At 68.6% G+C, this 25283-nt stretch carries 19 protein-coding genes; 5 read left to right on the forward strand and 14 right to left on the reverse strand.

Annotated features, from left to right (window positions below):
- Positions 1-56 precede the first annotated feature (56 nt).
- Complete coding sequence (locus QHF84_RS18360; protein ID WP_281314623.1) at positions 57-3260, forward strand: serine/threonine-protein kinase; 3204 nt, start codon at positions 57-59, stop codon at positions 3258-3260.
- A gap of 42 nt (positions 3261-3302) precedes the next feature.
- Here the strand turns inward: QHF84_RS18360 and QHF84_RS18365 are convergent, their stop codons facing one another.
- The 9 genes from QHF84_RS18365 to QHF84_RS18405 form a co-directional block, all read right to left on the reverse strand.
- Complete coding sequence (locus tag QHF84_RS18365; protein ID WP_281314624.1) at positions 3303-4229, reverse strand: hypothetical protein; 927 nt, start codon at positions 4227-4229, stop codon at positions 3303-3305.
- A gap of 241 nt (positions 4230-4470) precedes the next feature.
- Positions 4471-6261, reverse strand: a complete 1791-nt coding sequence (locus QHF84_RS18370) for an FG-GAP-like repeat-containing protein (protein WP_281314625.1) — start codon at positions 6259-6261, stop codon at positions 4471-4473.
- 218 nt (positions 6262-6479) lie between these two features.
- Complete coding sequence (locus QHF84_RS18375; RefSeq protein WP_281314626.1) at positions 6480-8198, reverse strand: sigma 54-interacting transcriptional regulator; 1719 nt, start codon at positions 8196-8198, stop codon at positions 6480-6482.
- A gap of 8 nt (positions 8199-8206) precedes the next feature.
- Positions 8207-9343, reverse strand: a complete 1137-nt coding sequence (locus QHF84_RS18380; RefSeq protein WP_281314627.1) for a serine/threonine-protein kinase — start codon at positions 9341-9343, stop codon at positions 8207-8209.
- Positions 9344-9411: 68 nt separating this feature from the next.
- Positions 9412-10287 (reverse strand): hypothetical protein, encoded by an 876-nt coding sequence (locus tag QHF84_RS18385; RefSeq protein WP_281314628.1) that lies wholly within the window; start codon positions 10285-10287, stop codon positions 9412-9414.
- 119 nt (positions 10288-10406) lie between these two features.
- Positions 10407-11051 (reverse strand): hypothetical protein, encoded by a 645-nt coding sequence (locus QHF84_RS18390; RefSeq protein ID WP_281314629.1) that lies wholly within the window; start codon positions 11049-11051, stop codon positions 10407-10409.
- A gap of 563 nt (positions 11052-11614) precedes the next feature.
- Positions 11615-12841: a hypothetical protein gene (locus QHF84_RS18395; protein WP_281314630.1), complete on the reverse strand. Its 1227-nt coding sequence runs from the start codon at positions 12839-12841 to the stop codon at positions 11615-11617.
- Between the two features lie 45 nt (positions 12842-12886).
- Positions 12887-13498: a sigma-70 family RNA polymerase sigma factor gene (locus QHF84_RS18400; RefSeq protein WP_281314777.1), complete on the reverse strand. Its 612-nt coding sequence runs from the start codon at positions 13496-13498 to the stop codon at positions 12887-12889.
- Positions 13499-13564: 66 nt separating this feature from the next.
- Positions 13565-13807, reverse strand: coding sequence for a sigma factor (locus tag QHF84_RS18405; RefSeq protein WP_281314631.1), 243 nt, complete (start codon positions 13805-13807; stop codon positions 13565-13567).
- 143 nt (positions 13808-13950) lie between these two features.
- On the opposite strand from QHF84_RS18405, the gene QHF84_RS18410 reads away from it, so the two are divergent.
- A complete protein-coding gene (locus QHF84_RS18410; protein ID WP_281314632.1) occupies positions 13951-14466 on the forward strand; it encodes a hypothetical protein in 516 nt (171 codons plus the stop codon).
- A 574-nt stretch (positions 14467-15040) separates the two neighbouring features.
- On the opposite strand, the gene QHF84_RS18415 is transcribed toward QHF84_RS18410, so the two are convergent.
- Positions 15041-15421, reverse strand: a complete 381-nt coding sequence (locus QHF84_RS18415) for a hypothetical protein (RefSeq protein ID WP_281314633.1) — start codon at positions 15419-15421, stop codon at positions 15041-15043.
- Positions 15418-16317 carry a histone deacetylase gene (locus tag QHF84_RS18420; RefSeq protein ID WP_281314634.1) on the reverse strand — a complete coding sequence of 300 codons (900 nt, stop codon included), beginning with the start codon at positions 16315-16317 and terminating at the stop codon, positions 15418-15420. Before QHF84_RS18420 ends, QHF84_RS18415 begins: the two co-directional genes overlap by 4 nt.
- A 68-nt stretch (positions 16318-16385) precedes the next feature.
- Between QHF84_RS18420 and QHF84_RS18425 the strand changes: the two genes are divergently transcribed.
- Genes QHF84_RS18425 through QHF84_RS18435 form a run of 3 tightly spaced genes read left to right on the forward strand, consistent with a single transcriptional unit; the run spans position 16386 to position 20401 of the window.
- On the forward strand, positions 16386-17321 hold the full coding sequence (locus QHF84_RS18425) for a DUF58 domain-containing protein (protein ID WP_281314635.1): 936 nt from the start codon (positions 16386-16388) through the stop codon (positions 17319-17321).
- Complete coding sequence (locus QHF84_RS18430) at positions 17318-19351, forward strand: BatA and WFA domain-containing protein (protein ID WP_281314636.1); 2034 nt, start codon at positions 17318-17320, stop codon at positions 19349-19351. Before QHF84_RS18425 ends, QHF84_RS18430 begins: the two co-directional genes overlap by 4 nt.
- 42 nt (positions 19352-19393) lie before the next feature.
- A complete protein-coding gene (locus tag QHF84_RS18435) occupies positions 19394-20401 on the forward strand; it encodes a hypothetical protein (RefSeq protein ID WP_281314637.1) in 1008 nt (335 codons plus the stop codon).
- A gap of 51 nt (positions 20402-20452) precedes the next feature.
- Here QHF84_RS18435 and panB read toward each other — a convergent pair whose 3' ends face one another.
- The 3 genes from panB to QHF84_RS18450 all read right to left on the reverse strand — a co-directional run bounded on the left by panB (position 20453) and on the right by QHF84_RS18450 (position 25262).
- On the reverse strand, positions 20453-21394 hold the full coding sequence (panB, locus tag QHF84_RS18440) for a 3-methyl-2-oxobutanoate hydroxymethyltransferase (RefSeq protein WP_281314638.1): 942 nt from the start codon (positions 21392-21394) through the stop codon (positions 20453-20455).
- 149 nt (positions 21395-21543) lie between these two features.
- Entirely contained in the window at positions 21544-22923 is a 1380-nt protein-coding gene (locus QHF84_RS18445; RefSeq protein ID WP_281314639.1) for a DUF2330 domain-containing protein, read from the reverse strand.
- Positions 22924-23084: 161 nt separating this feature from the next.
- Positions 23085-25262, reverse strand: a complete 2178-nt coding sequence (locus QHF84_RS18450) for a DUF4388 domain-containing protein (protein ID WP_281314640.1) — start codon at positions 25260-25262, stop codon at positions 23085-23087.
- Between the last annotated feature and the right edge of the window lie 21 nt (positions 25263-25283).

The raw sequence follows: 25283 nt of genomic DNA on the forward strand, positions 1-25283 counted from the left end.
CCCGCCCGGCTGGTAAGCTTCTTGCTCGGAATGCCCTGCCTGCAAGGTGTGCTTGAATGAGGGTCGTTCGTGCGTCGCCCGAGGTGGACGTCGACGTGGAGAGCAGCACGGTGCTGGTCGATCCCGCGCTCGCGCAGACGGAACTCGGCCCGCCTTCGGGGCCCCGGTCGGAGCGTCGCGGCGTACCCCCGTCCCTCGCGGAGCGGTACGAGGACATTCATTTCCTCGGCGAAGGCGGGATGGGGGCCGTCTATCGCGGCCGGGATCCGCGGCTCGGACGCACGGTGGCGCTCAAGCTGCTCAAGGGCAGCGATCCGGAGCTCGGGCGGCGCTTCCTGCAGGAGGCGCGGTCGCAGGCGAAGGTCCAGCACGAGAACGTTTGCCGGATCTACGAGGCCGGAGAGGCCGACGGCGAGCCTTTCATCGCAATGCAATACATCGACGGTGAGCCGCTCTCGAAAATGGCTGGACGGCTATCGCTCGAACAACGCGTGAAGCTGATGCGGGAGGTCTCGGCCGCGGTCCACGAAGCGCACCGGCTCGGGCTCATTCACCGGGACATCAAGCCCGGCAACATCATGGTCGAAAGGAGCGCGGACGGGGACATCAAGCCCTACGTGATGGATTTTGGTCTGGCGCGGGAGGTCGCGGACAAAGGAGAGACGGTGACGGGGGCGGTGCTGGGGACCCCGGCGTTCATGTCACCGGAGCAAGCGCAAGGCGACGTACGAGCGCTGGATCGACGCTCGGACGTATATTCGCTCGGCGCGACGCTCTACGACGTCGTCGCGGAGCGGCCGCCGTTCGTCGCGCCACACACGTGGAAGCTCCTGATGATGGTCGCCTTCGAGGAGGCGCCTGCACTGGGGCAGGTGAAGAAAGGGGTGCCGGCGGATCTCGAGACGATCGTGATGAAATGCCTGGAGCGAGATCCGCGGCAGCGATACGATTCGGCGCGGGCGCTCGCCGAGGATTTGCAGCGGTTTTTGGACGGAGAGCCGATCCTGGCGCGGCAGGCGTCGGTGGGGTACGTGCTGTGGAAAAAGGCGCGGAAACACAAGCTCGCGACGGCGGTCTCCGGCGTGCTCCTCGTCGCGGCGCTTGCGCTCGCCGGCGTGTGGTGGAAGGGGCGGCAGCAGGCGGCAGCCGAGGCGAGGATCGCGCAGGAGCTCGGGGAGCGGGTCAAGGAGATGGAGCTCTTCTTGCGCGCGGCCTACGAGCTGCCGCTGCACGACGTCGAGCGCGAGCGGGACGTGGTGCGGCGGAAGCTCTCGGCGGTCGAGGAGCGGTTGAAGGAGGCGGGGCGCGTTGGCGAGGGCCCGGGGCATTACGCGCTCGGGCGGGGATATCTGGCGCTGGGGGATCCGGAAAAGGCGCAGGAGCATCTGGAGAAGGCGGTCTTCGCGGGGTATCGATCGCCGGAGCTCGAATACGCGCTGGGGCGGACGCTCGGGGAGCTTTACCGGCGGGCGCTCGCGAAGACCAAGCGGATCACGAACGCGGAGGAGCGCAAGAAGCGGGAGGCAGAGCTCGCGGCGGCGCTGCGGGATCCGGCGCTCGGGCATTTGAGGGCGGCGTCGGGGGCGGAGATCGAGGCGCCGGCCTACGTGGAGGGGCTCATCGCGCTGTACGAGGGGAAAAACGAAGAGGCGCAGGCGAAGGCGCGGGAGGCGTTCGAGCAGGCGCCATGGATGTACGAGGCGAAGAAGCTCGAAGCGGATGCCTTGTTCGCGGAGGGGAGCAAGCACCGGCACGATGCGGCGTTCGACTGGGACAAGATGATGCTGTCGTTTGGCCCGGCGGCCGAGGCGTACAAGGTCGCGGCGGAGATGGCCGAGAGTGATCCGGAGGTGCATCGGGCGGCGTGTGAGCTGTGGGAAAAGATGGCGCGCGGGACGGAGGCCATCGGCAAGCGACCGGATCACGAGCTCGACGTGGCCGAGGGTGCGTGCTCCAGAGCGGTGCAGGCGAGCTCGCGTGATGCGGAGGCGCGGGTGCAGCGCGCCCATGCCATGCATTATCGGTTCTGGGTCGCCAACCAGTCAGGCGCACATTCCCAGAAACTCGAGGCGGCGGCGCTCGAAGCCGTCGAGGAGGCTGTTCGCATTCGGCCGAACGACGCCTTTGCCCGATATTTGTTGGCGACGACGTTGCAGACGCAGGCGACGGGAAAGTCCTTCCGGGGCGAGCAGGTCGAGACGGGAGAGACCATCCGGGCCTACGAGAAGGTGCTGGAGATCGAGCCTCGCTTCACGTGGGCGCTGAACGAGCTCGGGCAGACGTATCTCCTCCAAGCGGAGTTCGATCGATTGCATGGGCTGGACCCTCGCCCGTTGCTCGATGGCGCATCGAAGCGATTCGACCAGGCCGTCGCGGTGGATCCGAATTTCACCTTGCCCGTGTTCGGAAAAATCCGCGCGGCCATTTACCGAGTCGTGTACGAGACCGACCACGGAATCGACGCTCAGGTGAGCCTGTCCACGCTCGCCGACGCCGTCGCGCTGCTCGAAGAGCGAAAGCTCGGAGGCTTTTTGCCCGTCTACTACGCGGCGAAGTCCGCGCGGGTTCGCGCGGCGTACGAGGACGCGATCGGCCTGGACCCTCGCCCAGCGATCGAGGCAGGCGTGAAGAAGATCGAGCCCTTCGCGGCGCCGGACACGAATACGGTGTATCCCCTGATGGAGCTCGCCGAGTTCCGGCTGGTCGAATTCGAGTACATGCTCTCCGCGGGGCTCGAACCTCTCCCCGACCTCCGGCCCCTGCGGGACGCCGTGAAGAGAGCCTCCGAGAAAGACGCGTCGGGGATCGACCTTCAGGACCTCACGGCGAGGATGGATCTCCTCGCGATCCTCGCGAAGGTCGAGAAGGGTCAGGCCGACGAGCGAGCGTTCGACGATGCGGCGGCGGTCCTGGAGCCCGTGATCGCCACGGAGCGAAACGACCCTCGGCCCTACCAGACCCTCGCCCGCATTCACGCAGCAAAGGCAAGATGGCTCGAAGCGCACCGGAAGGCGCCGGACACGGTCGTCGCCGTGGGGCTCGACATGGCGAAAAAAGCGCGCGCCATTCATCCACACAACGCGAGGACGTTCTCGACGACGGGAGAGCTCCTCCTCGTGCGGGCGAAAGCTTCCCGCGGGGAGGATCGAAAGAAAGCTGCGCGCGCGGCGGGCGAGGCGTTCGCGGCAGCGATCCGAGAAAACCCGCGGCTCGCGGCGGCGCATCAGGCGAACATTCAGGAGGCGAAGGGAATGGAGTGAGCGCGTGTCCGGCAGCGCAGGGACGTCGGACGGAGCGGGCGCTCAGGGGCAAGTCGCGTTGCTCGCCTTCAAGTAGCTGTGAATCGCGTAGGAGCGGTTCGAGCAGCCCTCGAACGTCGAATTCAACGGCTCACTGCAGAAGGCATCGAAGGTGCTGCAGGTTCCCATGTAGCTGAAGCCGCAGGGCGTATACGTCACGTCACATGCCCGAAAAGTCGCCCCCTCGGCAGAGCTGCAGAACGTCACGTCGCTACAGATGTACGCATTGAACGCGGGAGAGCTGTCGGTGTTGCTACCCAGCGGCATCGTAGAATCGAACATATTGCCCCACACCGTCGACTCCGGCACCGTGTAGGGGTAGGCCTCGCTGGCTCGATAGGTGATCTCCGGGTGAGCGCCTCCGAGCAGGATGTCGATCGTCGCGCCGTAGCGGTTGGTGCGCGAAAGGACGCAGGCCGTGACCCACCTCTTTTCATCCGTCGTGAGCGCGCGCGTCCTCCAGTCCGGCGCAAGACCGATCTCGCCGTGGTACTGCTGGAACACGGGCACGGAGACCCCCCCACCCGTCATGTACCCGACAATATGGCCCGCGTCCCCCACGGTGGTCCCCTCGGCCAAGGCGCAACCGATGAGCTTCTCCAGAAACTCGACCCTGGCGCCTGCCCACTCACCCGCCGCGCTGGGCGATGGCATGTCGGGCATGCTGGGCAGGACGCCGGAAGGGGCCAGCGCGGCATTACCGATCACACGGACGGTCCGCTGCACGCCATGATTATGGGCAACCCGATACCGCAAGCCGTTGTTGGTCCCCGGATCGCCACCCGTACCGAGCTCGGCCTCCCCGAGCTCCTCCTCCTCGGGATCCCAACCGGAGTCCACGGGGTCGGCCATGCAACCCAGGCCATAGAGGCTCATGGCAATGAACACGAACGGCGAAGCACAACGAAGCAGCGTAGTTCCAGGGTTCATGAGAAGGGTCTCCTGTCGAAGGTGACGATCACGGACATTGCACCCGTCGTGCCAGAGGTCGTCCGGAGGTGATTCAGGCCCGAAAGGCGCGTGAAAGCTGCGTGCACACGAGCCTCGCCCGGACGCGGGGGCCCGAGCGAGGGTCGGCGCGCGTAACGTAGGTACGCGCGTGCGTCATCCGTGAACGCTCAGGGGCAGACGGCGTCGTTCATGCGCCCGAAAGAGCGCACGCCGCAGGACCTCAGTAGGTCTGTCTGACGAAGACGCCTTGCGTTGCAAAGCCGACCACGTCCTGCGTTCCATCACCATTGATATCCGCCATCATGCGCGGGTGCATGTCCACGCGCCATCCGAAATCATAACCGAAGCCTTCTACCAGGTGGCTCGGCAGCTCGAATGAGCTCCCGGTCGAGCGCGAGATATGAACGCCGTTGCCCGCAAAGCCGACCACGTCAGCTTTCCCGTCATTGTCCACATCCGCCATCATGCGCGGGTGCTGCTCCACGCGCCATCCGACTTGATTGTACCCGAAGTTGCTGACCCAGAGCTGGGGCGTCGTGAAGGAGCTCCCCGTCGAGGTAGAGACGACCACGCCGTTGTCACCGAAGGCGACGATGTCCTGCTTCCCGTCGCCGTTGACATCGGCCGTCATCCGCGGATGCATGTCCACGCGGTAGCCGTGGTTGTAACCATAATCTCCGACCCAAAGCGATGGCGTCGAGAAGGAGCTTCCCGTCGAGAGCGCCACGTACACGCCGTTGTTGGCAAAGACGACGACGTCTTGTTTCCCATCGTTGTTGACGTCGGCCATCATGCGCGGGTGCTGGTCGATGCGATAGCCATGATTGTAGCCGTAATTGGCGAGCCAGAGCGACGGCGCCGTAAACGAACTTCCCGTCGAGAGCGAGACCACCACGCCATTGTCCCCGAAAGCGACGACGTCCGGCTTCCCATCGTTGTTGACATCCGCCATCATGCGCGGGTGCTTGTCCACGCGGTAGCCCTGATTCCAGCCATAATCGCCGACCCAGAGTGACGGCGCCGTGAACGAGCTTCCCGTCGAGAGCGAGACCAGCACGCCTGCATCCCCAAAGCCGACGACGTCCGGCTTCCCATCGTTGTTGACATCCGCCATCATCCGCTCGTGATTCTCGGTGCGCCAGCCGTGGTTGTAATTGAATTGGTCCACCCATAGTTCCGCAGCCATGAAGCCGGTCCCGGTGGACCTGGACACGAGCGTCCCCGCATCGCCGAATGCGACGATATCCTGCTTCCCATCGTTGTTGACATCCGCCATCATACGCGGGTGCTTGTCCACGCGCCATCCTTGAACATAGCCGTACTCCGTTATCCATCGCGGAGTGCCGTACATCTTGATCGCGCCCTGGATGTCGCTCTCGCTGAGCTTGCCGTTGCCGTTCCACACCGGATTGCAGTAATTCATCACCGAATCCAGATCCCACAGGTTCAGCGTAAGGTCACCGTCGCTCCCCTGCTCCTCATCGCACCACGACGGGGTGTCGGGCCGATTCTGCTCGTGAGCGAATCCGAGCGCGTGCCCGAACTCGTGCACCGCGATTGCTTCGATGCAGAACCGGCGCGAGTTCTGACAGTCCGGGGACCAGTTCTGGAAGGTAAAGTTCAATACCATACCATCCGTTTCGCCGTCGAGATCGGTGCCGAGGCCATCTGTGTGTGGGCCTTCATCGGAGATCCGGATGCGAATTCCATTCGACGAGCTGGTGCATGTACCCCAGCCATTGAAATCCACCCGCGTGTGGGCGTCCCACGACGCGAGGACGGCTTGTCGGACCCAGTCTCTCTCGGCTTGAGGCGCCGCGCTGGGGTTTTCCCAGCAGACCTGGACGGACTCTCCGCTCCACAACTTCGACGAGGCTACATAAAGCGGGGCCACGTCCGTCTGAACGTTTTCCTCGGCGGAGGGTTCGGCCGGGCCAGAGCAGCCGGTCGACGCGTAGGAAATGGCAAGGACCGACGCGATGGCAATCGCCATCGAATGATGATGTTTCATGGGTGTCGAAGCTCCAGCGGGATACTTGTTGGGCCGCGTTGCTCGCGGTGCGGATAGCCGCAGAGCAACCCGCATGCCGACACGCGAGAGGCAGGCCCGAAAGGCACGTGAAAGCTGCGTGCACACGAGCCTCGCTCGGACGCGGGCCCCGCGCGAGGCTCGGCGCGCGTAACGTAGGTACGCGCGTGCGTCACCCGTGTACGCGGAGCCCGGGGCGCTCAGGCCTCGTCGTCCCCCAGCTCCCGAAAGGGCCCGCCGTCCTCCCCGAGCGCCTTGCAGAGCGCCTCCACCTTCTCCAGCTCACGCCGCAGCATCTTGTGGTGATTGCGCGCCTGCACCTGCGCGCCCTTCCCAAAAAGCCGGAACGCCGCGTCCTTGCTGCCGAGCCGCTCCACCGCCGTGCCGAGCACGATGCCGCGGAATGCGTCCGAGAGCTCCAGGTCGAGCACGAGGCCCTTTCCCTGCTGCCGCTCGGCCTCTTCCACGATCGCGCCCGCCGCGACGCGCAGGTCGTCGAGGGTCGACCTGCGCCCGCTCCCCCGCTCGTAGCTCAGGGCGCGCGCGAAATGCTTTTCCTCCAGCAAGATCTCGAGCCCTGCCTCGCCCTGCGTCATGAGCGCGAGCGCGTACGCCCGGCGGACGACGTTGTCGAGCTGCCGCAAATTGCCCGGCCAGCCGTGCTCGCCGAGCAGCCGCTCCGCGCCGGCCGCGATCCGCGCTTCCCCGCCCGGGACCGATTCTCGATGGCGCCGCGTGGCCATGAAGCGCGCCCATTCCGCGATCTCGTCCCGGCGCTCGTCGAGCGGGGGGATCTGCACCGGGAGCACGTTGATCCTATAATAAAGATCCTCCCGAAATCGACCGGCCTTCACCTGATCGTACAGGTCGACGTTGCTCCCCACGATGAAACGTACGTTCGCCTGCTGCTCGCGCGCGCCGTCCCCGATCGGGCGATACGTACGCGATTCGAGGAGCTGGAGCAATCCAGCCTGCGCCTTCAGCGAGAGTTTGTCGATCTCGTCGATGAACAACGTCCCCTTGAAGGCCCGCGTGATGCACCCGGGCGTGTCGCGCACCGCGCCCGTGAACGCGCCCTTTTTCCAGCCGAAGAGCTCCGCCATTTGCAGCTCCTCGGGCACGGCGATGAGGTCGAGGACCTCGAAGGGCGCCCCACGCCGGACCGATCGCGCGTGGCACCAGCGCGCGAGGCGCGATTTGCCTGCGCCCGTGGGACCGCCGATGAGCAGGGTCTCCTCCTGCTGCGCGAAGACGTGGAGCATGTCGATCAAGCCCGCCATGCTCTGGCCCATGACGGGCAAGAGGTCGTCGGTCGCGCCGGTCGCCGCGGGCCGCGGCGGGAGGGTCGCGAGGTAAGGCGCCGCGAGGTCGGCGAGGAGCTCCAGCGGTTCGTGAATGGCCGGAAAAATGAAATCGTCGCCGACGGCCCTCGGGCACCCCGCCTCGACCGTGGCCATTCCCTCGATCGCGCCGTGCAGGGTGCGCAGCGGGATCGCGTAGAGGTGGCTCGTGTCGCGGCTCGTCAGCCGAAGCACGCTGTCCTGACCGGAGAATCCGCCCTCCTGGAACACGTTCGCGGATTCGTTTCGCCACGTCCATACGCGGCTCAGCGGGACGTCGATCGCAATGGGGCATGCGCGCGTGACGACCCAGCGCCACGCGCTCACGGAGGGCAAATAGTTGATGATCGGCTCGCCGCCGCGCTGCGTATCGTCGAGGAGGACCAATCGCCGGTAGCCGTCGCCGGGCCGCCAGTGCGCCATGCCGCGGAGGATCTTGCCGCGGCCGGCGAAGCTGCTCTCCGCGAGCGCCGCGAGCGCCGCGTCGAGCATCGCGCGCAACAAGGTGTGCGCGGCGTCCTCGAAGGTCCTCGCCTTCCGGAGCCGGTCCACAAAAGCAAGGATTTCCCGCTGGTTCATGCCGGTCCTTAGCGCCCAAGGAGCCCGAGGGCCATCACGATTGCCGCCACCAGGACGACGGCGATCCCGATCCACACAGGCCATCGCCGGGGGCGCGACGAGACCGTCGCCTCCGTCGGCGCCCGTTCCTCGGCCACCGCGCGCTCGATCATGGCGTACGAACCGCTCTCCACGTGGCTCATGCCCACCTCGCTGGGCGCGTTCCTGCGGCCGACGAGCATGTCCTCCCGCAGCGCCATGCCTCCCGGCAAGAGGGGCTTCATCGCTTCGAGCATCGCCGCAGCGCTGGAGAACCGTTCTTCACGCGAAAGCCGTGACGCCCGTTCGAGGAGCGCCTCCACGTCGAGGCCGACCCCCGGCACGACCTCGCGCAACGTGGGCATCGGTTTCGTCGCGATATGGTTGAGCAGCAAGGGGAACGATTTGAGGTCCGCATGCGGCGGCTTTCCGGTGAGCATCGCGAACAGCGTCACCGCCAGCGAAAACAGGTCGCTGCGTGCGTCGATGCCTTTCGCGCCGTCGAGCTGCTCCGGCGACATGTAAAGCGGCGAGCCGAGGAGCTGCCCCGTCTCGGTCATGGATAGCTGCGGCGCCGAGAGGGCCGAAGGCGCGGCGCTCGTGGAAGAATCCGGCGGGAGGCGCCGGATCTTGGCGAGGCCAAAATCGAGAATCTTGACCACGATGGCGCCGCCTTCCCGCCGCGCGAGAAAGAGATTGCCGGGCTTGATGTCCCGATGCACCACGCCCGCCGCATGCGCCGCCGCGAGCCCCGCGCAAACCTGCGCCGCGATCCGCAAAGCCACGTCGACCGGCAAGGGGCCGACCCTGTCGAGGAGGGATTGCAGGTCCTCCCCGCGGAGCAGTTCCATGACGAGGAACGGGGCGTCCGTGGCGGGATCCCGCTCGATGTCGAGCACCTGGGCGATGTGCTCCGACTCGAGCGAACCCGCGATGCGCGCCTCCTGGTCGAAGCGCAAAAGCTCGGGATCCCGCGGGTCGAGGGCGCTCCCCCGCAGCGACTTGATCGCCACGCGCCGGCCGGTTCGCAGGTTCTTCGCGGCGTAGACCGTGCCTATCGCCCCCTCCCCGAGGACGGCGGAGAGCTCGTATTTGTCGCCGATTTTCCCCTGAACCCTGGTCGCCAAGGTTGCGCGAAGGTATCGCCATCGCGCGTGGCGGGCAAGGGCTGTGGAGGAGGGCAGGGCGCGAGGCGTTATCTCTTGGCCTTCGCCTTCAGGGCGGCGGCCTGTTCCAGCAGCGCCTTCGCCTGTGCTTCGAGCTGCTCGACGGCCTGCGCCTGGGCCCTCTGCTCCTCAGCGGCGCGGGCCTCGGCCTCGGCTTCCTCTTCGAGCTTTTTCAGGAGGGCATTCCGCTCTTCGAGCTGGGCGGTGAGCTCGGCGATGGACGTCTTGACCTCGTCGATCGTCTCCTCCTGCTCGCGGGGCGGCTCGCGATAAAAGAAACCATCGGCGAAGTCCTGCGGGAGCGCGGGGTTCTGGAAGGGCAGCTTTCCGAGCCCGCCGTGCGCCTCCTTGCGGGCGGCATTGACCTTGTCGATGAACTGCTTGCGCTTGCCGACGTCGCGGAAATCGCGATTGCTCGCCTGCGCAGCCTTGCGCAATTGCTCGGCGTCCTTGCCTGCGGAGACGAACTCCTCTGCCTCGGGCGCCAGGGCCACGAGCGCGGGCACGCCGCATTTCGCGAGCGTCTCGGCCCAATCGCTCATGGAATCGAGCTGCCCGGCGAGGACGGGCCGCCGGAATTTCCCGAGCGGCTTGTTCTTGAAGAGCGCCGTGCGGAGCTGCTTTCGTGTATTGCCGTCGGTCGTATCGTCGATGGTCCGCGAGACGCGGCCGGCGAAGCCATCGAGCGCGCCGTCGGCCTTGTCGACGGTGGCTTGCGCGCGTGAGACGGCATCGAGGATTTCGATTTCTTCGAGGAGGACGAGCTTCCATTCCTCGTGGAGGCCCTGAAAGACAGGCACGTAAACCGCGGCGTGAGGCTCCTGGCGCGCGCGGGAGAGGGTGTATTGCAGCTCCCGGAGGAGCGTAAAAAGACCGATACGATAGGCAAGACTGCGGGCAGCCATGGTGGGGGACGCTACGCGAACCGCCTTGGACGGCGCAAGGGAAATGTGCAGCCCGCACCACAACTTTCGACGTGGGTGCGCGCGCGGAGCATGGGATGGCCCCGCCTTCCCCCTCGGGTTCAGTTGATGTCGAGGTAAAACGGCCCGAGACAGCAGAACGTCACCGCGCCGATGGCGTTCCGCGTCGCCGCCCCGGTAGGCGTGCCGCCGCTGCTCAGGCATTCACCGGGCACGTAGGCGAGATCCGTGATCGCCTTGGCGCCGAGGGCCCGGCCAGGGGCGACGATGTTGATGCACTTCTCGTAGCCGGAAGCGAGGCCGCCCTTCTCGAACTCGGATGCGCAAGCGGCGTCGTTGTAGAGCCTCACCGATCCAACACAACCACTCCCCACGACAGGCCCGCACGCGCACGCCTCGCAAGCGCGATCGTCGGCCACGTCTTTCGGATACCCCACATACCATGCATAACGATAATTTAGCGGACAGTCCTCCAGCGTGAACTCTCCCCCTCGGTGCACGCAATGAAGGTATTCCGGCCCTGGATCCGCGACGCAAGACTTCTCGCGCGAGCCGCACGAATCATCGTCCAGGTTGGCCGTGCACCCGAGCACCGCCGTCTTCCACTCGGTCTTCGTCGTGAAGTCCGGCGCCGCCTTCACGAGCTGGCACGGCTCCTCCGTCGTCGGCCCCGGGAGCGGCGAGACCACCACGGATTGCGCACAGGGCTCCCCGCCGCAATCAGCCCCCGCCGGAAGGGCGTTCATGCTGGTGCACGAGCCGTCCCAACCGGCGGGTCCGTCGAAAGGGACGGATACCGCTCCCACTTCCCCGCAGACACCTGCACGCACATCGATCGACGCCGGAAGCTCCGTGCACGTGCCCGACGAGGGCCCGCATTCGCACGGCCCGCATTCGGCCGGCGGCGCGACGAGGTCCATGTAGAGGCGGAATTGCTCGCTCGATGTGCCCTTCGGACACACGAGCGGAGGATCGCCCTCCTTGGGCGTCGGACCCACCAGGAGCGCAATGGGCTCTTTGCTCCACAGCCCCGCGTGTTGCCCGCCGCTCGGCACCGGGACGCAACGACCGCCGCCATGCTCACAGCTCGTCGACTGTGGATCGATGCCTTGTGGATCGGAACCGGGCAGCCCCGCGTCTTCGTCGCTCGCGTCGGGAGCTGCGTCGGTTCCAGCGTCGATGCACAGCTTTCCCGTTGGGTAGCGAGGATCCGGATCGCAGTCGCCCCAGGACGCTGCCGGTGCCACGGTGCACGCGCTCGCGAGAGGCACGACAATGGAGGCGACACAAAAAAGAACCTTCCGCATGATCAAAACTCCCAGCTTCCAGTGATGGACGTCCCCACCATCAGCGGCGGCGTCTCCGAGACGACGGTGTCTTCCACGCCGACCCGGATCCCACGGGACAATCCGAGCACATCGATTGCAGCTTGTACAGCAAAAGAGGGGGAAGGGACAAACCTAACGCCGAGACGCCCGCCAATGCCGGGCATGACGAACGTATCGGATCGACTTGTAAACGTCTCGGTGGAGAAATCGATCTTGATCACGCCGACGTGTCCGAGCGCGCAGCCGAAGGCCCAGCGGTAGTGTCCACAAACGCTCAGGATCCCGCCCGCGGTCATCGCGTCGATCGGCTCTCCGCCCACCCCGGCGGGCACCCAGGCGGCACGCCCTTCGAGCCCGATCGATACGTTCTCGTTGGGCCTCAAGCTCAGACCGAACACGGGCCCCACCGCAGGCGACCATGTCGCCACGCCAAACACGACCACGGGCCCCGCATAGATTGAGCCGCGCAAGCCGCTCTTCCTCTCGTGCCCAGCCGTACGTGGATCCGTGTCGGGGTAGGCATAGGGATCCTCTTGCTTGGGGAGCTGTCCCTCGTCCGCCACGACCGTCCGCTGGATCTTCATCGGCCCCGCCTCTGCCACGGCGGGCGCAATCGCCTCCACCGGCTCGGCCTCGGGCAGCGGAACGAGCGTCACGTAGACCGGCCGATCCTTCTTGCTCTCGGCCTCGAACGTCACCACCGCGTCCTGATACCCCGCGAGGCTCGCCTTGATCTCGTGTTTCCCCGCGAGCACGAACACGTAAAAGGCCGACCGTCCCGCTCGATTACGCGCCACGCCGTCGAGCAGCACCGAGGCGCCCGCGTGCGAAACGACCACCTCGATCCACGCGCCCTGCGCCTGGGCCGCCTCGAATGCACGGAAAAATGCTCGTCGCTCGGCCGTCGATGCCTGCGTGGCGCGCTGAATGGCGGCGAGGAGAAGCTCCGGCGCCTGCTCGGGCGTGCCTAGTTCCACGAGCAGCACACCGAGCCGACCCGCCACGAGCGGATCGTTCCGCACCTCCAGGGCCTGTCCGTACGCGATGGCCGCTTCCTGGAGCCGCCCCGCGGCGCGCGCGCGGTCCCCCATCGTCGCGAGGGCCTCGAATCGAACGGCCGCGGCAACGTCCGCGTCCGTGCCGGTCTCCGCGCGGGCAACTCCGTGGAGCGTCGCCAGGAGCGTCAGAACCCCGAAGGCTCGAATCATCCCTTCATGGTACACGGGGCGCGACGCGCGCCGCAAGGCCGTCCATTACCGGGACGAACCCCCTTGGTCTCCGGGCGTCATGCCCTCCATTGAAAACACGAGCCTGGGCTTGACCTTGCGGCGGGGCGGAAGGGGCGTCGCCTTGCGATCCACTCCGGCAGGAGGGAGCATCGAGGGGACATCTGCGAGCCGCGTCTCCGCCTCCTGCACAGGCGCAAGCGCCACGCGGACAGGGGGAACACGCAGCCCTGCGCGTGCATGGACGGCGGAAACCGGCTGGACGCTCGCGAGGAGAAACGCCCAGATCGCGCTGCCGAGGAGCGCCCCGCGACACGCTTGGTCGTGGAGCTTGCGCCACCGCTCGAGCCGACGCGGCTCCGACGGCGGTTCGCCGAATGCCGAAAGCAGGAGGACCACGCCGAGGTGGTCGTCGAGCGAGAGGCCGAGCTTATCGGTGAGGTATTCACGGGCGCGGTGATAACGCTGTTTGGCCGCCGCTTCGGAGATGCCGAGGCGCTCCGCTGCTTCGCGGTGCGAGAGCTCTTCGATTGCGATCAGGCGGAAGACCTCGCGCTGATTGCGCGGCATACGTTCGAGGCTCTTTGCCATACGCGCCTGGGCCTCCTGCACCTGCGCGTGTCGTTCGGGGGAGGGCATGTTCGTCACGCACACCTCGGCCTCCCCGCAATCGGGCCAGAACCGCGCCTGATACCGGTGCCGCTTTCAAGAGCAGTCCTTCACCACGTTCATCGCGACGCCCTGTACCCATGGCCGCAGCTCGCCGAGCTCGGGGCGATAGGTCGACGCGCAGCCAAGGAGCGTGATGACCACGTCCTGGATCAGATCCTCGGCCAAAGCCAGATCGGCTCCCTGCCGTAGCAATGCACCCGTGACGACCTGGCGAATGTCGGGCACGAGGGCCGCAATGGCGGCGGGGAAGTCGGTCGACGGCGAACGAGGCGTCATGCGGGGATCTTTGCCGCAGGGGGGAACGAGGTGACGGGTGATTTTACCAGGAACGACCTGCGCCCGAGCTGCGAGATCCGCGGCAGGATGCTCGTCTTCCCGCGCGGAGTGGTGTAGGCTCGAAGAGCCCAGGGGAGACAGCCATGAAACGCCGCGGTCCGTACATCGCCGTCGCCGCCGTCGCGCTGGTCACCGTGGGGCTGGGGGCGTCTCGGGGGGAGCCCAGGAGCACGGGCCGAACGAGCGACGAGATGTGTGAGGACCTCGAAGAGCTGTTCGAGGGGTACTGCAAGAACGTTGATTGCCCAGGGGTGGCGGAGGAGTACACGGACGCGTGCCTGGCCGGCTGCGTCCGGGGGCTCTGTCCGGAGAAGGTGCCTTGCACGGGGCTCGACCCGATCTGGTGCGCCTCGTGCGAAGACATGCACGGCGCGCGGTTCTGGGATGACATCGAGACCGCCCTGATTCGCTGCGAGCACACGCTACGAAAAAAGTACCAGACGCTGAACATCGACCGCGAGGAGCACTACGCTTGTTTTGAAGCGCGCATGGAGTCGGATTGCCCCGCGCTGAAGGGCACGGATTGGTACGCCAAGTTGCGGGAGGCCACGGGACAATCGCCACTTTCAGGCTCGTCCGGCGCGATTCCTGAGCGGTGATCACTCTCCGCCGTGCCCAGCCTCCCCGGACTCTTCGCTGAACCCTCCAGCGCCGCCCACGCCCCCCGCGCCACCCACTCCCTGCTCAGTGATCCTGTTCCACGATACAGCAAGGCCCCGCCGAGCCCCTCATTTCGCGCAACCCGAAACCGACCCCATCCTCGGGAGACGGAGCCTGTTCCGCGGCCGAACAAGGGGGAAACCGGCGAGCCGAGGACCGTCTCGCCCCTGGACAGGACCCGCGCGGAGCCCCTCTTCGTTTTCAGCCAAAACAACACCCGACCGCGGGAGCGGCCCAGGGCTGTTTCGGGAAACCGAGGGTGGCCGCCGACGTGGCCCCGGGTGGTTTTGCAAGGGAACGACGTCCGGCATGTCGAGCCCGGGGCAGTCACGGCGCAGAACGAGGGGCGGCGCCAAAGACAGGCGCGGATTCCACGCAAAATAGAGGGCGGCAGGAAGGCCCGGGTGCGCGTGACACGGACCCGCATAGGGCCGAAGCGAGAGGCAAAGGCAGTTCAGCGAGAGAACAGCAGGCGGCAGCGCAAACGAAGCCCGTTACGAAATGCGCGTCCGGTCAGCCCCCACCATCCACCGCCGGCCGCGCCGCCATCGAAAGCAGCGCCCCCGGACAAACCACCGGCTGCGTCCGCTCGTTGCTCCCCTCCCGCATGCACGATTTCCCCATCACACGAATACGCTCGCCCACGTGCAAATCCTGCGGGCAAGCCGTGCGCGTGGCCGGGGAGACGACGTCCCGGTCGACCGAATACACCTCGCATCGCTCGGCCGTGCGGGCGAGGTAATGGCGAATCGTCGGGCGGCGCGGCATGGCGGCCGAGGGCGCGGCCGATGCCATGGGCGCAGGCGGGGTCGGCAAAGGCTCGGCCGATTCGCCGCTCCGGCACGCCGGGAGCAAGGCCACGAGGAGCAGCAGCGTGGTCCGGAAGGGCGTCATCCGAAGACCTCGCGGGCGACGGCGTACGTTCCGCAATGCGCGTCGAGCGTCGCGTCGATGGGATCGGCATAACCGCCGCCGAGGGTGAGCGCGATCGGAATGCCCCGGCGCCGCGCCTCGCCGAGGACACGCTCGTCCCTCCGGCGCATGCCCGCCGCCGTCATGCCGAGCCGGCCCAGTTTGTCCGCCGCGAGCGCGTCCACGCCGCCCTGGAAAAACACGAGATCGGGGTTCGATTCGGCGAACGCGCGGGCGAGGAACGGTTCGAGCGCGGCGAGGTATTCGTCATCGCCCGTCTGGTCCGGGAGCGCGAGGTCGAGGTCGCTTTGCTGCTTGTGGAAGGGGAAGTTCTTTTCGCCGTGGATCGAGGCCGTGTAGACGCGGGGCTCGTTTCCGAAAATGGCGGCGGTGCCGTCGCCCTGGTGGACGTCGAGGTCGAGGACGAGGACGCGGCGGACGTCGCCCGCGTCGAGCAAGGTGCGGCAAGCGACGGCGATGTCGTTGAAGACGCAAAATCCAGCGCCGCGATCGGCGAACGCGTGGTGCGTTCCGCCGGCGAGGTTTCCCGAAATGCCGTCTTCGAGGGCGGCGCGGCCCGCGGAGATCGTGCCGGAGACGCTGGCGCGGGACCGGCGCAGGAGGGCGTCGGACCAGGGAAAACCGATGGCGCGGAGGATGCGGGGGTCGAGCGTGCCCGAGAGCAAGCCTTCGAGGTAGTGCGGCGCGTGGACACGCTCGAGGTCGAGGGCCGCAGCCGGCGTGGAGGGCAGGAGGTCGGTCGGATCGAGCAGGCGCGCCTCCAGCAAGCGCTCGCGAAGGCGCGCGTACTTCGCCATCGGGAAGCGATGCCCGGGCGGAAGCGGGACCTCCACGTGATCGCAGAAGAACACGCGCACGGTCCTCTCCTTGCCACAAGTTTTGTCGTGGCGGGCCTTTGGCGTTGGGGTAATTCATCCGTCCCCCCATGGCCGAGCTTCGCCCCTCGTCGCGCTCCGGAAAGGACGGGATCCCCATCGACTGGGGGAGCCTCGCGCCGCTGCGCCTGAAGGCCCGGACGCTGGCCGAGGGCGTGTACGCAGGCGGGCACCGGAGCGTGCGCAAAGGGCCGGGCGTGGAGTTCGGCGGGCACAGGCCCTACGTGCCCGGCGACGATCTGCGGTTCTTCGACCGGCGCGCCCTGCTCCGGCACGACCGGATGATGGTGCGCGAGTTCGAGACGGAGACGGATCGCGCGCTCTGGCTCGTCGTGGACGCGACGGCTTCGATGGCCTACCGCAGCAGCCGCGCCCCGGGCGCAAAGCTCGCCTACGGGGCGCTCGTGGCCGCGGCGCTCGCGCGCGTGGCGCTGTCGACGGGGGATCCCGTGGGCCTCGCGTGGATCGGCGGGCGCGGGACGTTGCCGCTGCCGGCGTCGAGCGGGCGCGAGGCGTTCGACAGGGTCGCAGGGGCGCTCGAAGGGGCCGCGGCCGCGGGCGACGCGAGCGCGGACGAGGCGGCGATGGAGCGGGCCCTCGCCCCGGTGGCGCGGCGCGCGCGGCGAGGCGCGGTGATCGTGCTGGTGAGTGATTTCGTGGACCTGCCGGAGCGGGCGCTCGCGGCGTTCACGGCGCTCGGGGCCGGCGGGCGCTCGCTCGTGGCGCTGCGGGTGCTCGATCCGAACGAGGCGGATCTCGGTTTCTCGGGGCACGTGCGGCTCCGCGCGAGCGAGGGCGACGTGGTCGTGGAGACGGACGCCGAGGAGGTGCGCGCGATCTATCGGGAGCGGCTCGCCGGGATCGCCGAGCGCTGGTCGACGGAGCTCTCCGCGAGGGGCGGGCGCTGGGTCGAGTCGATCACGTCCACGCCTCCCGCCGACGTGGTGCGCGCCGTGGTGCGCGCCGTGGCCGAGGCACGCGCATGAGCTTCGCCACGATCGCCGCGCTGCTCGTGGCGCTGCTCGTCGCCGCGCCGGTCGCGGCCCACCTGCTCCGGCGAAGGCAAGCCGAGGAGCAACCCTTCCCGCCCGCGAAGCTCGTGCCGCCGACGAAGCCTCAGGCCCGGCGGCGGAGCATGCTGGAGGATCGCTCGCTCTTCGCGGTGCGAGCGCTCAGCGTGGTTCTGCTCGCGGTGCTCGGCGCGACGCCGTTCGTGCGGTGCGCGCGGCTCGGTCTGTCGCGGAAGGACGGGGCATCGGTGGCGCTCGCGATCGTGATCGACGATTCGCTGAGCATGCGCGCGCCGCTGGAAGGCGGGACGGGCGCGCCGGGGAAACGGACGAAGTTCGATCGGGCGCTCGCATCGGCGCGGGAGCTCGCGACGGGCCTGCGCAGCGGCGACGCGGTGGCCGTGGTCCTCGGGGGCGCGCCCGCGCGCGTGGCGCTCGCGTCCACGACGAACATGGCGGCCGTGACGGGCGCGCTCGACACGATCGAGCCGTCGGATCGCGCGACGGATCTGGACGGCGCGCTGGCCCTGGCGCGGGAGCTTTTGCGCAGCGTGCCGCACGCCGATCGGCGGGTGGTTCTTCTGAGCGATCTCGCCGATGGAACGCCGAACGCCGCGCCCCTCGGCGGCGGCTCGGACACGACGCTCTGGGTGCCGCTGCCGGAGCTCGAAGCCAAGGGCAGCGACTGCGCGGTGACGCGCGCGGATCTGCGCTCGGGCAAGGTGCGGGCGCGGGTCGTGTGCAGCCCCGAGGGGCGCGCCGCGGGCGAGGGCGCGGCGGTGATCTCGGCCTCGGCGGGTCGGGCGGTGGAGCTGCGCGCCGAGGGGAAGGTGCTCGCGTCGGCGCCGCTCGGGGCCGCAGTCCGCGCCGAGGAGGTCGCGCTCGACGTGCCGGACGGCGCGCCGGAGGAGCTCGTGGTCGGGCTCTCGCCGGGCGACGCGATCCTGGAGGACGACGAGGCGCCGGTCGTGCCGGCGGGCGGAGCGCTGCCGATCGCGGTCGTGGTGGACGTGGCCTCGACACACGTGGCCACGGGCGGGCCGCCGCCGATCGAGCAGGCCCTCGCGGCGATGCATCTCGACGCGGAGGTGCGGCCGCTTCCCGCGGTGCCGGACCACGCGGACGAGCTCGCCGCGTTCGCCGGGCTCATCGTGGACGACGTGCCGGGGTTCACGCCGGAAGGGCGGCGCTCGCTTTCGGCGTGGGTCGAGCGCGGGGGCGTGCTGCTCTTGACGTTCGGGCCACGCGCGGCGACGGCCCCGCTCGGAGCCGGGTTCGATCCGCTCATGCCGGGCGTGGTGCGCTGGGGGCCGAGCCCGTCCCAGGGCGCGGATCCGGCGAGCGCGGTGTTTTTCGGGCCGAGCGCGGAGGGCCTCAACAAGCTGTCGCCCGACGGGCGCGCGTCGTTCGACCCGGCGGCCGTGACGAACGCGGACCTGCTCGCGCGCTGGGACGACGGCGCGCCGCTGCTCTTGCGGCGCTCGCTCGGCCGCGGCGCGGTCTTCGCGCTGTCGCTGCCGCTCAGCGTGGACGAGAGCGACTTCGTCCTCAGGCCGGCCTTCCTCGCGCTGCTCGACCGCTTCGTGGGCACGGCGCGGGCGCGGGGCGGGGCGCGGCAGATCGACGTCGGCGACGCGTTCACGTTCGACGGGTTCAAGGACGTGTCGATCGAGCGATTGCCGGTCCGCGCGGGCGAGGCGCGGCGGCCGATCCCGGTCGTGGAGCAGGACGGACGCCGCCGCGCCGTGGCGCCGCTCCGGGGTCGGTACGAGGTGCGCCTCGACGGCGAGCGCGCGATCCGCGTCGCGACGGTCCCCGAGCGCGAGATCGATCTGCGCCCGCGGCGCGTGATCGACGCGGCGCGTGCCGAGGCGCTCGGCGGCGTCGTGCCCTCGATTGACGCGTCGCCGTACGTCGCGCTCGGTCTGCTCGGCCTCGTCGTGCTGGAGTTGTTCCTGCGCGCGGTGGGGCAAAAGCGCGAGGGTTCGGCGTCCACGACGGCCTGAACCGCGGTAGCATCGCGATCCTTGCTTCGGAGGAGTGAGGACATGCGAATCACACGCTTGCTCGCGATCGCCGCGCTCACCGCGGCCGGGTGTACCGCCGACGGCAGGGACCTCTTCGGCTCGCCGAGTCACCCCGGCGCGGGAGGTGAAGGCGGCGCCGGGGGCAGCGGCGGGATGGGCGGCATGAACGCGTCGTCGTCCTCGTCCGGGAGCACGTCTTCCTCGTCGAGCGCGTCGAGCTCCAGCGCGTCGTCGTCCTCGTCGTCGTCCTCGTCCGCCTCGTCCTCGTCCGCCTCGTCCTCGTCCGGCGGCGGCGATACCTGTCAGCACGCCGTCTGCACCGTGGGCGATCCGCTCCTCGACGGCTGCAACGCCTGCGTGGCGCAGGTCTGCGCGACGCAGGAGGGCGCGGGGTGTTGCGAGAACTTCTGGGGCGGCAACTGCGTGGCGCTCGCCGATCAGCTCTGCAACGCCGGCTGCTGCGGCAACGGCGAGTGCAACGGCGAGACGTGCGACTCGTGCCCGAACGACTGCGGCGCTTGTTTCTGCGGCGACGGCATCTGCAACGGCGGCGAGGACTGCACCTCGTGCGCCGAGGATTGCGGGCCCTGCGCGGAGTGCCCGCACTCGGTCTGCGGCACGGGCGCGGCCCTCGATCCCGACGTTTGCCGCGCGTCGTGCGTGGACGAGGTGTGCATGCAGGACGCGAACTGCTGCGGCGCGAACTCGAGCGCGCCGTGGAACGGAGCGTGCTCGTACCTCGCGGACACGCTCTGCGGCGCGGATCCGTGCATCACGTCGGTGTGCATGGATCAGCCGGAATGCTGCACGACGGGCTGGAACGAGACCTGCGTGGCGGCGGCGAAGGCGAAGTGCGGGGTGAGCTGCGCCTGCGCGCACTCGATCTGCCAGGGAGGCGGCGCGCTGGATCCGACGTGCAACCCGTGCGCGGCGGCCGTTTGCAAGGCCGATCCTTATTGCTGCGAGCAGAACTGGGACGGGATCTGCGTCGGCGAGGTCGAGCTCGTCTGCGGCATCAACTGCAATTGATGCGCAAAACGCGAGGGCGGGCTCCGATCCCGGGCCCGCCCCCGCCAAACCTCAATGCGTTTGCCAGTGCGGAGGGATCTCCTCCAGCACCGCAGTCGCGGCCGCGGGCTCGGCCGGCGGCGAGATGCGGCGTGGTCCGTTCGGCTTGAAGCTGTGCTCGGCGCCGGGGAACGTGCGCGCTTGCACTTCCTCCACGTACGCCCGCGTCGCCGCCATGATCTGCTCGCCGACCTCGGCGAAACGCTTCGCGAAGCGCGGGCGAAGATCCGGGTACATGCCGAGCATGTCGTAACAGACGAGCACCTGCCCATCACATCCCGCGCCCGCGCCGATGCCGATCGTCGGGACCGACACGGCCGCCGTGATCTCCTCCGCGAGATCCGGCGGGATCGCCTCGAGCACGATCGCGTACGCGCCGGCCTCGTCGAGCGCCTGCGCATCCCGCACGAGCCGCGCGGCCGCATCTTCGCCCTTGCCCTGCACCTTGAAGCCGCCCATCGCGTGCACGGACTGCGGCGTGAGCCCGATGTGCGCGCAGACCGGAATGCCCGCCGTGACGATGCGGCGCACGTGTTCGGCGACTTCCTCGCCGCCCTCGATCTTCACGCTCTCGAACGCGCCGTCCTTCATCAAGCGGCCCGCGCTCTCCAGCGCCTGCACGGGCGAGAGCTGGAAGCTCATGAACGGCAGGTCCCCGACCACGTGCGCGCGCCGCGCCCCGCGCGCGACCGCGCGGCCGTGGTAGCAGATCTCCTCGATCGTCACGGGCAGCGTCGTCGTATGCCCTTGCACGACCATGCCGAGCGAGTCGCCGACGAGCAGCATGTCCGCGCCGCCCTCGTCGAGGAGGCGCGCCATCGTGAAGTCGTAAGCCGTCACCATCGCGATCGGCGGCCCGCCTGCCTTCCGCGCGCGAATGTCCGGCACGGTGACCTTCTTCGGGGCCGCAGTCGGACGCCCACCGCCGCTGCTCTGACCTTTGGGACCGTACATGTTTCCTCCGGGTCGCGGCCGCATGGACGCGGTCCACGCCTACGAACGAGGCTAGGGCGACCCGAACGAAACGGCAAGACGGGTGATCCGCGAAAAAATCGCGCCGGGCCGCGCGCCCGCACGGCCCGGAAAAACCTACGCGACGGGGACTAGCGACGGCGACGGCGACGCGCGACCGAGAGCAACATCGCGCCGCCCAGGAGCCCGAGCGCCGCGGGCATGCTCGCCTCGCCGCCGACGGCGCAGCTCGCGTTGCTCTTCGAGCCGAGGTTCGGGTCGTCCTCGCCCACGCCGAAGCCATTGTCCCAGGGGTTGACGTCGGGGTCGGTATCCGGCCCGGGGCCCGGATCGAAGCACCAATCCGGCGGCGGCGGGCACGCGGGCGGCGTGCCGACGGCCGTCGTGACCTGCAGCCATCGCTCGACGTACGACTGGTCGTTCGACGCGCCCAGCGTGAGGTCGGCCTTCAGCGCCTCGCGCGAGAGCTCGGCGTGGATGCGCGTCACCCAGAGGCTGTTTTCGGGGATCGCGCCGAAGAGCGCGTCGAGGTCGGCGGCGCACTCGTCGAGCGCGCTCGGGCCCATCGGATCGCCGCCGTAGCCGCTGTTCTCCGGATCGAATTCGGCCGTGTACTTCAGGCTGTCCTCGATCCAGAAGCGCGAGAGCGGCTCGCCCGCCTCGACGAGCCACGCCTTGCCGCTCGACGCGTCGAAGCTCTGCTGCTTGAGGTCCTTGTAGTTGCTCGACTGCGTGTCCCAGTTCCACACGAGATCCGCGGGCTTGATCTGGAAGCTCGGGAAGTTCGTCGGCTCGTAGCGGCCCTCGGCGAGGACCCAGAGCGTGATCGGCGTGATCGCGCCCGTGCCCGCGGCGACCATGCGCAGCGGCAGGACCGGGACCGCGCCCGGCGACGTGACACGCACGGGGCGCATCGAGTTGATGCCCTGGCCGGGCACGAGCTTGAGGGCGAGGAAGTCGAAGCCCTCGTTCACGTACGCGTCGACGATCGGCTTGATGTCGGGCGGGATGTTGTAGCCGTTCGAGAGCAGCCAGTTCGCGAGCGCGTTCGGATCCTGCGACGAGAGCTGCACGGTCGCGTAGGGACCGACGACCTCCTCGGCGATGACCTCGACGCCGGCGCCGCCCCCGCCGCCCGTGCCCGAGTTGTCGCCGCCCGCGCTCGGCGCACCGACGCAGCCCGACGGAAGGCAGTTGATCGAGGGCGAGAGGACCGAGACCTGCGTGGCCTGTTCGAGCGCGCCGAAGACCGCGTCGGACGAGAGCCCGATGTCGACCTGCCCCTTGATCGGCAGGAGCCATGCGAACGAGGAAGGATCCCCGGCGTAGGTGATTTGATCCCAAAGGGTCGTCCGATCGTTTGAGATCGAAAGAACCATGCGGTGGCCCGTGACCTGCGTGGTCTCCTGCTGGGTGATGAAACAGCCGCCGCACGCATTCGAATCGGTCGCGTAGAGGGCAGGCACCACGAGAAAGGGCAAGGACAAGGCGAAGGCGCGAAGGAGCTTCATCGCGGTTCTCCAAAGCAAGGGCCCGGCAGCGCCGAGCGAGGGACGCTTCGCCACGCGCGTCCCCCATGACGGCGCGTGGCGCCTTCATTCTACGCGTCTCGACGCTCCACGGACCGACGGCGGCTGGAGATTCGTGAATGGAAGGCGGCCGGGAACGCCCCTTACGGAGCGTGCAGCATGCCCTCGTCGAGGCGGCGCATGCCTTCGAGCAAGAGCGCCTCGGGCGAGACGGCGATCGTACGGCCCGAGGGCTCGACGCCCGGTTCGAGCCGGAACTCGCCCTCGTGGAACTGGAGCATCCGGTAGAAGGCCTCTTCGCCGACGACCTGCTCCCAGCGCGCGTCCACGATCTGCCCCTCGGCGAAGTGGATCTCGCCCGTGCCCTTGCCCGTCTGGATCCGAAGCGCGCACGTCTTGCGGCCATGCCAGAGGACCTGGACCATGTCCGGGATGCTCATCTCCGCGAGGGATCCCGTGACGCCGCGCCCACCGCCGCGCGCGACGCGACGCTCCACGAGCTGACGGAGCTTCGCAGCGAAGATGTCCGCGGACGTCGGCTTCGAGACGAAGTCGTCCACGCCGAGATCAAAGGCCCTCTGCGCGCTGTGGCGGTCGTTCTTGCGCGTGAGGATCACCCACGTGATCCCGCGCCCCCACGACTCCTTTTGCGCGTCGGCCCGGAGCGCGAGGCCCATCTCCGGCTCTTCGAGGTCGATCTCGCTGACGACGGCCGCGATCTCGCCGCCTTCGAGCTCGCGCCACGCCTGCGCCACGGTCCGCGCGACGCGCACCTCGAAGCCCTGCTCGATGAGGCGAAGCTCGAGCACCGTGGTCTCCTCGGGATCCGGATCGATGACGAGCACGGTGTAGCGCTCGGACAAAAGCCGCGCGCGCATGTCGTCGCCCGTGACCTCGTGCCGGAAGAGGTCGACGATGTTCGGATCGAAGACGGTGCCGCGATAACCGGCGAGCACGTCGCACGCCTCGGCCGGGCGGAGGATCTTGCGGAACGGATTGCGCGGGTTCTGCGTGAGGTCGGCGTAGGTGTCCGCGACGGCGAGGATACGCGCGCCGAGCGGGATCTCCTTGCCCGCGAGGCCATGCGGCAAGCCGCGGCCATCGTAGCGCTCGTACATGGCCTGGAGCGCGGCCACGGTCTCGGCCGGCAAGCCCACGGACCCCATGAGCTGCGCAGGGAGCGCGACGGCCTTGAGCCCCGCGACGCGGTGGCCCTCGTACTCGGCGACGTTCAGCGCAGTGAGGTGATACGCGCCCATCTTGCCGAGATCGTGCAGGTACGCGGCCACGACAAACGCCGCGACGTGCGCAGGCGCAAGTCCAATGCGCTCGCACGTGCGGCGGCAGAGGCGCGCGACGACGGCCGAGTGACCGCGCAGATCCTGGCGGTTCGCTTCGAGCAAGCTCACGAGGACGTTGAGCGACTCGATGTACTCGTGCGTCTCGATCGGCGTGAGCAACGGGACCGGAGGCGGCGGCGGCGTGTTCGAAGGCGCAGATCCGGCTTGCGGGCGCACCTGCGTGGGCGGCGGTTGCCCTCCGGTCGGCGACGTCTGCGCGGTCGCCGCGATCGGCGCGTGCCCACCGTTCATGGAAGGCTGCGTGCTGCCCGTGTGCACCGAGGGCTGCGTCTGCTCACGCGCGCCGGTGGGGCTGGTTTGTCCGGTCGCGGAGGGCGACGTGGGCATCGGCGCGCGCGGCGGCGGCGGAGACTGCGCAGCCGCGCTGCGCGGCGACGCGGCAGGCGAAGGAATGGGCCCCGTCGCAGGGCGCGCCGGCGAAGGGCCGAGCTCGATGTCGATGAAGTCGCCGGTCTGCGCGTTCGTCGCGACCGGACGGAGGAGCGCCTCGAAGGCCGAAGCCTCCTTGAAGTAATGCCGCGCGATCGCCGCGCGCACCGCGGCTGGCCGGGCCACGAGCGCGCGCACCTCGCGCACGCCCGCTGCGAGCTTCACCTCGTGGATCGCAGCGTCGTTGTCGGGATCCGCGGTGACCACGGAGAGCACCGATTTCGCCTCGTCGAGCAGCACCGGAAAGACGCCGTGCATCTTCGCGGTCTTCGGCAAGACGCGACCGAGCACGCGCGGCTCGATCGCGGCCTTCGCGAGCTTTTCGGTCGAGACGAACCGCGTGTTGTGCAGCGTCGCGACGTACTTGAGGAGATCACCCTCGGGCATGATCTCGAGCTCGATGAGCGAGTCCTCGATCCGGCCGCGCTGACGGCTCGCGTGATCCACGGCGCGCCGATGCTCCTCGGCCCCGATCCGGCCCTCGGAGAGCAGGCGATCAGCGACACGCTGGTTGGTGCCGAGCACGGACATCGCGAGTGCAGAGATAGTACA

Origin of the sequence: Polyangium sp. y55x31, from assembly GCF_029946505.1 — a bacterium.
Lineage (GTDB): Bacteria > Myxococcota_A > Polyangia > Polyangiales > Polyangiaceae > Polyangium.